This is a genomic window from Pseudomonas sp. PDM05 (assembly GCF_014851685.1).
Taxonomy (GTDB): domain Bacteria; phylum Pseudomonadota; class Gammaproteobacteria; order Pseudomonadales; family Pseudomonadaceae; genus Aquipseudomonas.
Window position 1 is genome coordinate 21,811 of sequence record NZ_JACVAC010000014.1, and the last position, 13,803, is coordinate 35,613.

General features: G+C 63.7%; 10 protein-coding genes. All 10 read left to right on the forward strand.

The features are described 5' to 3' along the window. The first annotated feature begins 19 nt into the window (after positions 1-19). The 10 genes from IB241_RS22725 (at position 20) to glgX (ending at position 13,713) form a co-directional block, all read left to right on the forward strand. A complete protein-coding gene (locus tag IB241_RS22725; protein WP_192300445.1) occupies positions 20-478 on the forward strand; it encodes an SRPBCC family protein in 459 nt (152 codons plus the stop codon). Between the two features lie 80 nt (positions 479-558). Beyond that, positions 559-1,005, forward strand: coding sequence for a DUF411 domain-containing protein (locus IB241_RS22730; protein ID WP_192300446.1), 447 nt, complete (start codon positions 559-561; stop codon positions 1,003-1,005). Then, positions 1,002-1,433: a YqaA family protein gene (locus IB241_RS22735; RefSeq protein ID WP_192300447.1), complete on the forward strand. Its 432-nt coding sequence runs from the start codon at positions 1,002-1,004 to the stop codon at positions 1,431-1,433. Before IB241_RS22730 ends, IB241_RS22735 begins: the two co-directional genes overlap by 4 nt. A 66-nt stretch (positions 1,434-1,499) precedes the next feature. Then, complete coding sequence (locus IB241_RS22740) at positions 1,500-2,453, forward strand: D-2-hydroxyacid dehydrogenase family protein (protein ID WP_192300448.1); 954 nt, start codon at positions 1,500-1,502, stop codon at positions 2,451-2,453. Between the two features lie 513 nt (positions 2,454-2,966). Beyond that, positions 2,967-4,523, forward strand: coding sequence for a glycogen synthase GlgA (glgA, locus tag IB241_RS22745; RefSeq protein WP_192300449.1), 1,557 nt, complete (start codon positions 2,967-2,969; stop codon positions 4,521-4,523). Between the two features lie 19 nt (positions 4,524-4,542). Then, positions 4,543-6,288: a malto-oligosyltrehalose trehalohydrolase gene (gene treZ, locus IB241_RS22750; protein ID WP_192300450.1), complete on the forward strand. Its 1,746-nt coding sequence runs from the start codon at positions 4,543-4,545 to the stop codon at positions 6,286-6,288. After that, a complete protein-coding gene (gene malQ / locus IB241_RS22755) occupies positions 6,285-8,369 on the forward strand; it encodes a 4-alpha-glucanotransferase (protein ID WP_192300451.1) in 2,085 nt (694 codons plus the stop codon). The genes treZ and malQ overlap by 4 nt, the downstream gene beginning before the upstream one ends. Next, on the forward strand, positions 8,366-11,101 hold the full coding sequence (locus tag IB241_RS22760) for a malto-oligosyltrehalose synthase (protein ID WP_192300452.1): 2,736 nt from the start codon (positions 8,366-8,368) through the stop codon (positions 11,099-11,101). The genes malQ and IB241_RS22760 overlap by 4 nt, the downstream gene beginning before the upstream one ends. A gap of 24 nt (positions 11,102-11,125) precedes the next feature. Continuing rightward, positions 11,126-11,365, forward strand: coding sequence for a DUF2934 domain-containing protein (locus IB241_RS22765; protein WP_192300453.1), 240 nt, complete (start codon positions 11,126-11,128; stop codon positions 11,363-11,365). Between the two features lie 188 nt (positions 11,366-11,553). Next, positions 11,554-13,713: a glycogen debranching protein GlgX gene (glgX, locus tag IB241_RS22770; protein WP_192300454.1), complete on the forward strand. Its 2,160-nt coding sequence runs from the start codon at positions 11,554-11,556 to the stop codon at positions 13,711-13,713. The last annotated feature ends 90 nt before the right edge of the window (positions 13,714-13,803 follow it).

Here is a 13,803-nt window from a genome sequence, read left to right on the forward strand (position 1 = left end):
GCCACACAGGAGGTGTGTCATGCGCGCTGTCGAGCAGTCGGTCCGGTTGGAGCGGATCAGTCAGGAACGCTTTATCCAGGCCCCGACCGAGGCCGTCTACGACTACGTGACCCAACCGGACCGCTGGCACGAATGGCACCCCACTTCCCTCGGCGCCGAGACCGGCACCTCTGGTTCCCTCCCCGTCGGCGCCCGCTTCACCGAATTCATCGACCTGTTGGGCATCCGCGTCCCCATGAGCTATCGCGTGCAGATCGCCCGACGTCCCGACGAATTCAAGACCGTGTTCACCTCCCTGGCCGTCGACGGCTCGATTCACTATTTCTTGCAGGCCCACCGCGATGGCACGCTGTTCAAGCGTGTGCTGATCTACGAGACCGAGTTGCAGCTGGCCAGCCTGCATGAACGCATGATCGAGCTGTCGTCCGTTGCCCTGGACCAGCTCAAGCAACGGCTGGAAAACCCACCCTCTGTATAATTTAGAAACATTACCGCCGCGTACCCTTGCAAAAAGCGGGGAAAATGCCGGGCTTACTGCTCGGAACCGGATGACAACCCATGAAGACCCCATTGCGCTTGGCCCTGCTTTCGGCCCTGTTCACCACCACCCTGGCCCAGGCGGCCGACCTGATCCCTATCGACGTGCACCGCGACGCCAATTGCGGCTGCTGCAAGAAGTGGATCAGCCACCTGGAAAGCAACGTTTTCAAGGTCAATGACCATGTGGAAACCGATATGAGCGCGGTCAAGCAACGCCTTGGCGTCGCCCCACGCCTGGGTTCGTGCCACACCGCCGTGATCGATGGCAAGTTCGTCGAAGGCCACGTGCCCGCCGAGCAGGTACTGGCCTTGCGCGCACGCGACGACCTGCTCGGCGTCGCCGCACCGGGTATGCCCATGGGCTCCCCTGGCATGGAAGTCGAGGGTCGCAGCGAAGCCTTTGAAGTAATCGGTCTGACCCGTGATGGCAAGGACGTCGTGGTGGCTGAATACCCGGCGCGATGATCGCGGGTTACCTGGGACTGTTCGTCGCGGCGTTTGGCGCCGCGACCTTGTTACCCCTGCAATCGGAAGCGGTGCTGGTCGGCCTGCTGCTCAGTGGGCATTACAGCCTGTGGCTGCTGCTGGGCGTCGCCACCCTCGGCAACGTGCTCGGTTCAGTGGTGAACTGGTGGCTGGGGCGCTGGGTGGAGCACTTCAAGGGGCGACGCTGGTTTCCGGTCAATGACCGGCAACTGGACAAGGCCCGGCGGCATTACCAGCGCTGGGGGCATTGGACGCTGTTGCTCAGTTGGCTGCCGGTCATCGGTGACCCGCTGACCCTGGTCGCCGGCGTGATGCGCGAACCCCTGTGGCGTTTCTTGCTGTGGGTGACCGTGGCCAAAAGCCTGCGCTACGCCGTGCTCGCCGCACTGACCTTGCACTGGGTGTGAATCCCTGTTTAATTTCTCGCCAACATTGAACGCCGTTTAATCCAACCTTTTTCGGGGCACTCGTTGATGTCGGTACAGATCGCAGTGATTGATGATTGGCAGAACGTGGCCAGTGGCGTGGTGGACTGGTCGCCGCTTGCAAGCGTCGGCCAGGTGCACTTCCTGCACGACTACCCGGCGGACACCGCCACCATGATCCAGCGCTTGCAGGGCTTCGAGGTCATTTGCGTGATGCGCGAACGCTCGACCTTCGACAAGGCCCTGCTCCAGGGCTTGCCCAGGCTCAAGCTGCTGGTGACCGGCGGCATGCGCAACGCGGCCATCGACATTCCCGCCGCCAAGGCACTGGGGGTTCAGGTGTGTGGGACTGACAGCTATAAACAGGCAGCACCGGAATTGACCTGGGCATTGATCATGGCGTCTAGCCGCAACCTGCTGGCCGAAGCCAACTCGCTGCGCGCCGGGGGCTGGCAGGTTGGCCTGGGGGGCGACCTGCATGGCAAGACCCTGGGGATTCTCGGGCTCGGCAGCATCGGTCAAAAGGTCGCCCAGTTCGCCCAGGTGTTCGGCATGCGCGTGATCGCCTGGAGTGAAAACCTCACGCCGGAGCGCGCGGCCGAGTCGGGGGTGATGTGGGTCAGCAAGCAGGCGCTGTTCGAACAGTCCGACATTCTCAGCGTGCACTTGGTGCTCAGCGAGCGCAGCCGAGGCCTGGTGGATGCCGAGGCGCTGGGCTGGATGAAACCGTCTGCGCGCCTGGTGAACACTGCTCGCGGGCCGATCGTGGATGAGACCGCGCTGGTGCAAGCGCTGGAAAGCGGGCGTCTGGCCGGGGCGGCACTGGATGTGTTCGCCGAGGAACCCTTGCCGCACGACCACGCGTTCCGGCGCCTGCCCAATGTATTGGCTACTCCGCACGTGGGTTATGTGAGCGAGCAGAATTACCGCCAGTTCTATCAGCAGATGATCGAAAACATCCTCGCGTGGGCCAACGACACGCCCATTCGCGGGCTCGCCTGACGCACTTGTAGTGAGCGGGCTTGCCCGCGCTGGGGGGGCGAAGCCGCCCCAAAACGGCGCGCCGCGGTGTATCAGGAAGACCGCGGTGTGCGGATTTGGGGCGGCTTGCCCCCCCAGCGCGGGGCAAGCCCGCTCACTACAAATACCTATCCGCGAACTTTCTGGGCATGTTTTCAAAGCTGCATAAGGTTACAAGTTTTTTGTCCTACAAAAATTCCTCACAAACCCTACGGGCTCTGGGATCTGTCCTAGACTGATGACCGATGGGTCCGTTTCAAAACAAAAACCCCGCAAAAAATCGAAACTTTCCAACTCTGCCGTAGGTCCAGTTTTAAGGTGAGGCGAGCACGTGGAGTTCATCCCCAATGCCCGTCCATCCAATCTTTTCGAGCCAAATGTGCATCTGGCATACGCCTTGCCAGTTTGTACAGTGCTTGTGCGCCTGATCGCAGGAAGCGGTCATCGGAGCTGATGGCAGCGGGCCATTAGCCAGCCAACATGTGGGAGTGAATTATGATCAATGCCGCTGTAGTTGTTCAGGGAGAGCGTGTCAGTCAGCCGGTAGGGGGGCCATCATTGGTCGACCTGCCCACCACTGTGCGGCAGGTCGTGAACGAAAATCCCAACCGCAAGAAAGTCTTGTTTGTCACCTCTGAATTCGCCGACCTGGTCAAGACCGGCGGCCTCGGCGACGTGTCCGCCGCCCTGCCCCGCGCCATGGCCCATCTGCACGATGTACGCGTGTTGATCCCTGGGTACCCACAGGTGATGGAAAGCGATAACCCGATTCATATCGTCGGCGAGCTGGGCGGCCACGCTGCGCTGCCGCCGTGCAAGATCGGGCGCATGGACCTCAAGGACGGCCTGGTCATCTATGTGCTGATCTGCCCCGAACTGTACGAACGTGAAGGCACGCCCTACGGCGCCAACAACGGTCGCGACTGGCCGGACAACCATATCCGCTTCGCCCGCCTCGGCCTGGCCGCCGCCGACATGGCCGCCAACCTTGCGCAGATCCACTGGTGCCCCGACCTGGTGCACGCCCACGACTGGCCCGCTGGCCTGGCCCCGGCCTATATGCACTGGCGTGGGTCACGCACGCCGACGCTGTTCACCATCCATAACCTGGCCTATCAAGGCGTGGTCAGCCTGGCCTCCACGCCGGAGTTGGGCATTCCGCCCCACGCCCTGCAACAGGAAGGCATGGAGTTCTACGGCAAGATGTCGTTCCTCAAGGCTGGCATGGCGTATTCCAGCCATATCACCACGGTGAGTGCAACGTACGCCCAGGAGATCACCACCCCCGAATTCGGCTGCGGCCTCGATGGTTTCCTGGCCAGCAAGACCCAGCAAGGCCTGCTCAGTGGCATCCCGAACGGCATCGATGAAAGTTGGGAAACCTCCACCGATACGCACCTGCAACATAATTTCAATATTGGCGACTGGGACGGCAAGGCCATCAACGCCGGCCACGTGCGTCGACTGTTCGGCCTGCACGACTCCAAAGGCCCGCTGTTCGCGGTGGTCTCGCGCCTGGTCTACCAGAAAGGCCTGGACCTCACCGAAGCCGTAGCCGGCTTTATCGTCGAAAACGGCGGCCAGATCGCGATCATCGGCCGTGGCGAGCCGGAAGAAGAACAGGCCATGCGCGAACTGGCGCTGCGCTTTCCCGGCCAGGTCGGCGTGCGCATCGGCTTCAACGAAACCGACGCCCGGCGCATGTTTGCCGGCAGCGATTTCCTGTTGATGCCTTCGCGCTATGAGCCGTGCGGCCTGAGCCAGATGTACGCGCAACGTTTCGGCTCGTTGCCGGTGGCGCGCAATACCGGCGGGCTCGCAGACACCATTGAAGATGGCGTCACCGGCTTCCTGTTCAATGAATCCAGCGTAGAAAGTTACCGCGAAGCCCTGAGCCGAGCGTTCAGGGTCTTCGCCTTCCCGGGCCTGCTCAACGCCATGCGTTCGCGCGCCATGACCCAACCCTTCAACTGGTGCCAGGCGGTGGAACCCTACGCCGAACTGTACGAACAGCTTGTGGCCAAGGCCCTGGGGAAATCCGCCAATAAATAGACATGGGAGGTCTCTGTAGATGCCGTCACGGACTCTGGAAACCTGGCCCCACGGCGCAATCATGCTGGACGCGCAACACACGCGTTTTGCCTTGTGGGCGCCAGACGCGTATTACGTCAGCGTTGAATTGGAACACGGTAAGTCCGTCGCCATGCTGCCCCAGGCAGATGGCTGGTTTGAAACTGAAATAGCCTGCCCGGCAGGCACGCGCTACCGCTTCAATATCGATGGGGAAAAGGATGTCCCCGACCCGGCGTCCCGGGCCCAGGCCACGGACGTGCATGGCTGGAGCCGGGTCGTCGACCCCCTCGCCTATCAATGGCGACACAGCCAGTGGCACGGCCGTCCGTGGCACGAAGCGGTGATCTATGAACTGCACGTCGGTGCGCTGGGCGGTTACGCCGCCGTAGAGCAACACCTGCCGCGCCTGGCCGAGCTGGGCGTGACTGCGATCGAGCTGATGCCATTGGCGCAGTTCCCCGGCGAACGCAACTGGGGCTACGACGGGGTTTTGCCCTATGCGCCCCACGCCAGCTACGGCACGCCCGAGCAGCTCAAGCACCTGATTGACAGCGCCCATGAACACGGCCTGTCGGTGATCCTCGACGTGGTCTACAACCACTTCGGCCCCGACGGCAATTACCTGGGCCAATACGCCCAGGGTTTCTTTCGCGAAGAGGTGCACACGCCTTGGGGCGCCGGCATCGACTTCGAACGCCGTGAAGTGCGCAACTTCTTCCTCGACAACGCGCTGATGTGGCTACTTGAATACCGCTTCGACGGCCTGCGCCTGGACGCCGTGCACGCCATCGACAACCCGGGGTTTCTCAAGGAGCTGGCGCAACGGGTGCGCCAGCAAGTCGATACCGGCCGCCACGTATGGTTGGTGCTGGAGAACGAGTTCAACCAGGCCAACCTGCTCGAGCACGATTTCGACGCGCAGTGGAATGACGACGGCCACAACGCCCTGCACGTGTTGCTCACCGGCGAGACCGACGCCTATTACCGTGACTTCGCCACCGACACCACGGCCAAGCTCGCCCGCTGCCTGGGCGAAGGCTTCATCTACCAGGGCGATACCACCCGCCACGGCCACACACGCGGCGAACCCAGCGGCCATCTGCCGCCGACCGCGTTTGTGCTGTTCTTGCAGAACCATGACCAGATCGGCAACCGCGCCCTCGGTGAACGCTTGCATCAACTCTGCTCACCCCAGGCACTTCAGGCGGCAACCACGTTGCTGCTGCTGTCACCGATGATCCCGCTGCTGTTTATGGGCGATGAAGTCAACGCCAGCGAACCGTTTCTGTTTTTCACCGACCACCACGGCGAACTGGCCGAAGCGGTGCGCGAAGGCCGACGCAATGAATTTGCCGACTTCGCCGCATTCAACGAGCCGGCGCTGCGCAAGCGCATTCCCGACCCGAACGCCCTGCGCACCTTTGAACACTCGACACCGACCTTCACCGACCACCCCCAGGCCCGGCTCTATCGCCAATTGCTCAGCCTGCGCCACCGCCACCTGGTGCCGCACCTGCCCGGCAGCGTCGCATTGGGCGCACAGGTGCTGGCCGAGGGCGCCGTCAGTGCACGTTGGCGCCTGGGCAACGGCAGCCTGCTGCAGATCGACCTCAACCTGAGCGCCACCGCACTCGCGTATCACCGCGCCGAACACCTGCTATTCGAAACGCCTGCCGACCAAGGCGCACAACTGCCGCCGTACAGCGCACGCGTCACCCTATCCCCTGTTGGAGAGCACTCTTGAGCGAAGCGAACCTGGAAATCCTCGCCAGCCGCGCGGGCCTGGCCGTCGATTGGATCGACGCCAACGGCCGCCCACAACGTGTCAAACCCGAGGCCCTGCGCGCCGTGCTCAAGGGCCTGGGCCACCCCGCCGACAGCGACGCCGAGGTCGACGCCAGCCTGCTGCAACTGGAGCGCGCTCAACAGGACAGGCAACTGCCGCCCTTGATGACGGTCGACAGCGGCGACAGCCTCAACCTGGCGCATTACTTCGAACCCGACACGCTGTGCCGGGTCAGCCTTGAAGGCGGCGACACCCTGGAGCTACGCCTCGACGGCAATGCGCTACTGCCCGGCGTCATCGCCCTCGGCTATCACCACGTGCACATCGCTGGCCAGACCTTCACCCTCGCCGTCGCGCCTACCCACTGCTACAGCGTGGCCGAAGCGGTGCATAGCCAACCCGCGCGTGCCTGGGGCATCAGCGCCCAACTCTATGCCCTGCGTCGCTTGGGCGACGGCGGCTTTGGCGACACCCTGGCCCTGGAACACCTGGCGCGCGCGGCCGCCGAACGCGGGGCCGATGCCTTGGCGATCAGCCCGATGCACGCGATGTTCAGCGCCGACACCGGGCGCTACAGCCCGTATTCGCCGTCCAGCCGCTTGTTCCTCAACAGCCTGTACGCCTCGCCCGCCTGCATCCTCGGCGAACGCGAAGTGCGCAACGCCATCGAGGCCCTCGGCCTGACGGAAGAACTGCACGACCTGGAACAACACAGCCTGATCGACTGGCCCAGCGCAGCCAAAGCCAAGCAACGTCTGCTGCGCGCGCTATATGAAGACTTCCGCCACGGCCATCACCCGCAACACGCCGACTTCCTCAGCTTCCGCCAGGCTGGCGGCGAAGCCCTCGAAAACCACTGCCGCTTCGAAGCCGTACAAGCCGCGCGCGCCGCAGCCGGTGAGGATCTCGACTGGCGCCACTGGCCCCAGGATTGGCGCGACCCACAAAGCCCGGCACTGGCACAATTCGCCGCAGAGCACGCCAGCGAGATCGGTTATTTCGCCTTCAGCCAATGGCTGATCGCCCGTTGCCTGGAACGCGCACAACAAGCCGCGCGGGGCAGTGGCATGGGCGTCGGCCTGATCGCTGACCTCGCCGTGGGCGCCGACGGCGGTGGCAGCCAGGCCTGGAGCCGTCAGGATGAACTGCTCGCCGACCTCACCGTCGGGGCACCACCGGACATCCTCAATCGTGCCGGCCAGGGCTGGGGGATTTCCGCGTTTTCTCCGGAGGGTCTGCAACGCAACGGCTTTCGCGCCTTCATCGAGATGCTGCGCGCCAACTTCGCCCACGCCGGCGGCTTGCGCATCGACCATGTGATGGGCCTGCAACGCCTGTGGGTGATCCCCATGGATGCCTCGCCACGGGACGGCGCTTACCTGTATTACCCGGTGGACGACCTGCTGCGCTTGCTCGCCCTCGAATCCCACCGCCACCAAGCCATTGTCCTCGGCGAAGACCTCGGCACCGTGCCCGATGGCCTGCGCGACAAACTCATCGGCCGCTCGATCCTGGGCATGCGCGTGTTGCTGTTCGAACAGGGTCACGACGGCCAGTTCAAGCCGATCCTCGACTGGCCCGACAACGCCCTGGCCACCACCAGCACCCACGACCTGCCAACCCTCAACGGCTGGTGGCACAGCCGCGACATCGAGTGGAATATCCAGCTCGGCCTGATCGACGCGCCTACTGTCGAGCAATGGAGCGAACACCGCCTGCGCGAACGCCAGGCGCTGCGTCAGGCCTTGAGCCAGGACCCGCAGAATTTCGTCGATGAGATTCGCAACGAAACCGACCACGTGATCGACGCCAGCGTGCGTTACCTGGGCCACACTCGTGCGCCGCTGGTGCTGCTGCCGCTGGAAGATGCCCTGGCCGTGGACGAGCAAGCCAACCTGCCGGGCACCATCGACACCCACCCCAATTGGCGCCGACGCCTGCCGGGCGAAGCCTCCAGCCTGCTCGACAACGCCGGTGCCGCACGCCGCCTGGAACTGCTGGCCGTGGCGCGCAACCAGGCCTACGAGCGTGACCGATGAAAACACTGCCGCTACGCGCGACCCAACGCCTGCAATTTCATCGCGGCTTTACCCTGGATGATGCGGTGCCGCTGGTGCCGTACTTCGCCGCGCTGGGAATCAGTCATCTGTATGCTTCGCCGCTGCTCAGCGCCCGCGCCGGCTCCATGCATGGCTACGATGTGGTCGACCCCACGCGTGTCAATCCCGAGCTGGGCGGTGAATCGGCATTGCGGCGCCTGGTGGCCGCTTTGCGCGAACACGACATGGGGCTGATCCTCGATATTGTCTCCAACCACATGGCCGTCGGCGGCGCCGATAACCCCTGGTGGCTGGACCTGCTGGAGTGGGGGCGCTTGAGCCCCTACAGCGAGTTTTTCGACATCCAGTGGCACTCGCCAGACCCGTTGCTCAAGGGCCAATTGCTTATGCCGTTCCTCGGCAGCGATTACGGCGAAGCGTTGCAGAGCGGCACTGTGACCCTGCAATTTGATGCGGCCCACGGCGCGTTTTACGTCGCCCATTACGAACACCACTTCCCGATCTGCCCACGGGATTACCCCGCGATCCTCGGCACCGACCCATTGCTCCAGCCGCTGGCCGAGCGCTTCGGCGCCCTCGCCTATCAAGACGACGCCTACCACGAGGCCGCACGGCTCAAACAGTTACTGGCCGAACGCGCCAGCGAGGACCAGGTCCTGCGCGCCATCGAGCAACAGTTGGCCAGGTTCGACTTCGACCGCCTGCATCATCTGCTGGAACAACAAGCCTACCGCCTGGCCAGCTGGCGTACGGCGGCGGACGACATCAACTGGCGGCGCTTCTTCGACGTCAACGAGCTCGGCGGCCTGCGTGTCGAACGCAGTGCGGTGTTCGAAGCCACCCACGGCAAGATCTTCGAACTGATCAGCGAAGGCCTGGTGGACGGCCTGCGCATCGACCATATCGACGGCCTGGCCGACCCACGCGGCTACTGCCGCAAGCTGCGCCGACGCGTGGACTCGCTGGCGCCCGGACGGCACTTGCCGATCTTTGTCGAGAAGATCCTCGGCGACGGTGAAACCCTGCGTGAAGACTGGCAGGTGGACGGCACCACCGGCTACGAATTCATGAACCAGCTGTCGTTGCTGCAACATCACCCGGACGGCTTCGCCCCACTGGCCGAGCTGTGGACGCGCCACAGCGAGCGCCCGTCGGCGTTCATCGAGGAAGCGCGCCTGGCCCGCCAGCAAATCCTCAACGGCTCCCTCGGCGGCGACTTTGAAAGCGTGGCCCAGGCCCTGCTGCAAGTGGCCCGCGACGACGTGATGACCCGCGACCTGACCCTTGGCGCAATCCGCCGTGCCTTGCAGGAATTGATCGTGCATTTCCCGGTGTACCGCACCTACATCAGCGCCCGTGGCCGCAGTGCCGCCGATGAGCGTGTGTTCCAGCAGGCCATGGACGGCGCCCGCAGCACCTTGGGCGAAGGCGACTGGCCGGTGCTTGACCACCTGGCCAACTGGCTAGGCGGCCAACCCTGGCGCGATCGCCCGCTGGGGCGTGAGCGCAAGATCCTCAAGCATGCCTGCGTACGGTTCCAGCAACTGACCTCGCCGGCGGCGGCCAAGGCGGTGGAAGACACCGCGTTCTATCGTTCGGCGGTGCTGTTGTCGCGCAACGATGTGGGCTTCAGCACCGAGCAGTTCAGTGCGCCGCTGGCCGAGTTTCATGCGGTCAACCGGCAGCGCTTGCAGAGCTTCCCCGATAACCTGCTGGCCACCGCCACCCACGACCACAAGCGCGGCGAAGACAGCCGCGCGCGCCTGGCGGTGCTGAGTGAATGCGCACCGTGGTTTGTCGAGCAAGTGGAACACTGGCGCAGCCTTGCCGCGCCGTTGCGCAGTGACACCAGCCCCGCCGCGGGCGATGAACTGATCCTCTATCAAGTGCTGCTGGGCAGTTGGCCACTGGACCTCGGTGCAGACCTCGAGGGTTACCAACAACGCCTCTGGCAGTGGCAACAAAAAGCCTTGCGCGAGGCCAAGTTGCACAGCAGTTGGAGCGCGCCCAACGAGGCCTACGAGCGCGGCGTCGAAACCTTTCTGTCGCGCTTGCTGTTGAGCGCTGAAGGCCACGCCTTGCGCAGCGCCATCGGCAACGCCGCCCAGGTCATCGCCCCGGCTGGCGCGATCAATGGGCTGGCGCAATCCTTGCTTCGCATCACCGTGCCGGGGGTGCCGGACCTGTACCAGGGCGCCGAGTTCTGGGACTTCAGCCTGGTGGACCCGGACAACCGTCGCCCGGTGGATTTCAACGCACGGCAACAGGCGTTGCGCACCCCACCGGACATCGGCGAACTGTTGTTCCACTGGCGCGACGGGCGTATCAAACAGGCGGTGATCGCCCAGGCCTTGGCCCTGCGCAAGGCCTACCCCGAACTGTTCCACAGTGGCCGCTACACGCCGCTGCAAGTGCTGGGCAAACACGCCGCGCACGTTGTCGCGTTCGCCCGCGAGCACCAGGGCAAATACCTCGTGGTGGTGGTGCCACGCTGGTCCCATTGCCTGCTTGAAAACGGTGTGTTCCCCCAGATCAATGCGCAGGTTTGGGGCGATACACGGGTCACACTACCGTTCGCCGCCACGACACAAAAATGGAAGGGACTTTTCCACACAGGCGCAGTCACACCAAACAAGGAGCTGCCGCTGAGCACTGCCCTGGGGGATTTCCCGGTCAACGTCTTTATTAATCCTGATGATCAAGAGAGCTGAACATTTTCTGTGAGGAGCATTGCGATGAGTACTGAAGACAAACGCATACGGGAACTGGCACACCAGATCTGGGAGTCGGAGGGCAAACCCCACGGCCAGGACACGCGCCATTGGGAGATGGCACGCAAGCTGGCGGAAGCCGAAGCGTTGACGCCGAGCAAGCCTAAGCCGGCGGCCAAACCGAAAGCGGCCGCCAAGCCCAAGCCAGCCGCCAAGCCGCCCGCCGAGAAAAAACCCAAGGCCCCGCGCAAACCGGCCAGTTGACCACACTTCCCTGTGGGAGCGGGCTTGCCCGCGAAGGCGCTGGGTCAGCACCGATGCACTGACTGACACTCGGCATTCGCGGGCAAGCCCGCTCCCACTGGGGCGCATTTCACTCTGAATTCAATGCTCACCTGACCACCGTCAGCACGGCCGCGTTCGTCCCGAAAAAATTCTGCAGGAGCAACTCAATGAGCAAACCCGACAACACCCCATCGACGCCTAAAACCGAGCCGTCGCGGATTCGTGAAGGTTTGCCCTTCCCCCTCGGCGCTACCTGGGACGGTCTGGGCGTCAACTTTGCGCTGTTCTCGGCCAACGCGACCAAGGTCGAGCTGTGCCTGTTCGACGACAGCGGCGAGGTGGAGCTGGAGCGCATCGAGCTGCCCGAATACACCGATGAAACCTTCCACGGCTACCTGCCTGACGCTCACCCCGGGCTTGTCTACGGCTACCGCGTGTACGGCCCGTATGACCCGGCCAACGGTCACCGTTTCAACCATCACAAATTGCTGATCGACCCTTATGCCAAGCAATTGGTCGGGGCGCTCAAATGGTCCGAGGCGCTGTTCGGCTACACCATCGGCCACCCGGACGACGACCTCAGTTTCGACGAACGCGACAGCGCGCCCTTCGTGCCCAAGTGCAAGGTCATCGACCCGGCGCACACCTGGGGCAACGACCAGCCGGTGCGGGTACCGTGGGACCGCACGATCATCTACGAAACCCACCTGCGCGGCATCAGCATGCGCCACCCCAGCGTCGGCGAATCCGTGCGTGGCACCTGCGCGGGGTTGATGGAAGATGATGTGCTCAAGCACATCCGCCAGCTCGGCGTGTCCTCCGTCGAACTGCTGCCAGTGCACGCGTTCGTCAACGACCAGCACCTGCTGCAAAAAGGCATGACCAACTATTGGGGCTACAACAGCATCGCGTTTTTTGCCCCCGACCCGCGTTACCTGGCCAGCGGCAAGATCGCCGAGTTCAAGGAAATGGTCGCGCACCTGCACGAGCAGAAGCTCGAAGTGATCCTCGACGTGGTCTACAACCACACCGCCGAGGGCAACGAGCGCGGCCCGACCCTGTCCATGCGTGGTATCGACAACGCCTCGTACTACCGCCTGATGCCGGATGACAAGCGCTTCTATATCAACGATTCCGGCACCGGCAACACCCTCGACCTGAGCCACCCGTGCGTGCTGCAAATGGTCACCGACTCGCTGCGCTACTGGGCCAACGAGATGCACATCGACGGCTTCCGCTTCGACCTGGCGACGATCCTCGGGCGCTACCGCGAAGGGTTCGACGAGCGCCACAGTTTCCTCGTCGCCTGCCGCCAGGACCCGGTGTTGCGCCAGCTCAAGCTTATCGCCGAACCCTGGGACTGCGGCCCCGGCGGTTATCAAGTCGGCAACTTCCCGCCGGGCTGGGTGGAATGGAACGACCGTTTCCGCGACACCGTGCGCGCCTTCTGGAAAGGCGATGACGGCCAACTCGCCGACTTCGCCGCACGCATGACCGCCTCCGGCGAGATGTTCAACCATCGTGGCCGCCGGCCCTATGCCTCGGTGAACTTCATCACCGCCCACGACGGTTTCACCCTGCACGACCTGGTGTCGTACAACGACAAACACAACGAGGCCAACGACGAGAACAATCAGGACGGCAGCAACAACAACCTGTCCTGGAACCACGGCGTCGAAGGTCCCACCGACGACCCGGAAATCAACGCGCTGCGCCTGCGCCAGATGCGCAACTTCTTCGCCACGCTGCTGCTGGCCCAGGGCACGCCGATGATCGTCGCGGGTGACGAGTTCGCGCGTACGCAACACGGCAACAACAACGCTTATTGCCAGGACAGCGAAATCGGCTGGGTCAACTGGGACCTGGACGAAGACGGCAAGGCCCTGCTCAAGTTCGTCAAACGCCTGATCAAGCTGCGCCTGGCGTACCCGATCCTGCGCCGTGGGCGTTTCCTGGTGGGCGACTACAACGAAGACATCGGCGTCAAGGACGTCACCTGGCTCGCGCCGGATGGCAATGAGATGACCACCGAGCAGTGGCAGGACAGCCATGGCCGCTGCCTGGGCATGCTGATGGACGGCCGTGCCCAGGAAACCGGCATTCGTCGGCCAGGTGCCGATGCCACCTTGCTGCTGGTGGTGAATGCGCACCACGACATGGTCAACTTCCGCCTGCCGCCGGTGCCTGAAGGCGGCTTCTGGACGTGCATGGTCGACACCAACCAGACCGCCGTGCGCGGCCAGGAACGCTTCGAGTTCGATCACGAGTACGCGGCCACTGGGCGTTCGCTGTTATTGTTCGAACTCCAATACGACGACGAAGCGTGACCTGTAGTGAGCGGGCTTGCCCGCGCTGGGTGGCGCAGCCGCCCCAAACGGTACGCCGCGTTGCATCAGCGAGACCGCGGTGTATGGATT

Bases quoted from the DNA above. Each gene is read 5' to 3' on its own strand.
- IB241_RS22735 (WP_192300447.1), top strand. From the start codon at position 1,002: ATGATCGCGGGTTACCTGGGACTGTTCGTCGCGGCGTTTGGCGCCGCG.
- IB241_RS22765 (WP_192300453.1), top strand. From the start codon at position 11,126: ATGAGTACTGAAGACAAACGCATACGGGAACTGGCACACCAGATCTGG.
- IB241_RS22725 (WP_192300445.1), top strand. From the start codon at position 20: ATGCGCGCTGTCGAGCAGTCGGTCCGGTTGGAGCGGATCAGTCAGGAA.
- IB241_RS22730 (WP_192300446.1), top strand. From the start codon at position 559: ATGAAGACCCCATTGCGCTTGGCCCTGCTTTCGGCCCTGTTCACCACC.
- IB241_RS22740 (WP_192300448.1), top strand. From the start codon at position 1,500: ATGTCGGTACAGATCGCAGTGATTGATGATTGGCAGAACGTGGCCAGT.
- treZ (WP_192300450.1), top strand. From the start codon at position 4,543: ATGCCGTCACGGACTCTGGAAACCTGGCCCCACGGCGCAATCATGCTG.
- IB241_RS22760 (WP_192300452.1), top strand. From the start codon at position 8,366: ATGAAAACACTGCCGCTACGCGCGACCCAACGCCTGCAATTTCATCGC.
- glgA (WP_192300449.1), top strand. From the start codon at position 2,967: ATGATCAATGCCGCTGTAGTTGTTCAGGGAGAGCGTGTCAGTCAGCCG.
- glgX (WP_192300454.1), top strand. From the start codon at position 11,554: ATGAGCAAACCCGACAACACCCCATCGACGCCTAAAACCGAGCCGTCG.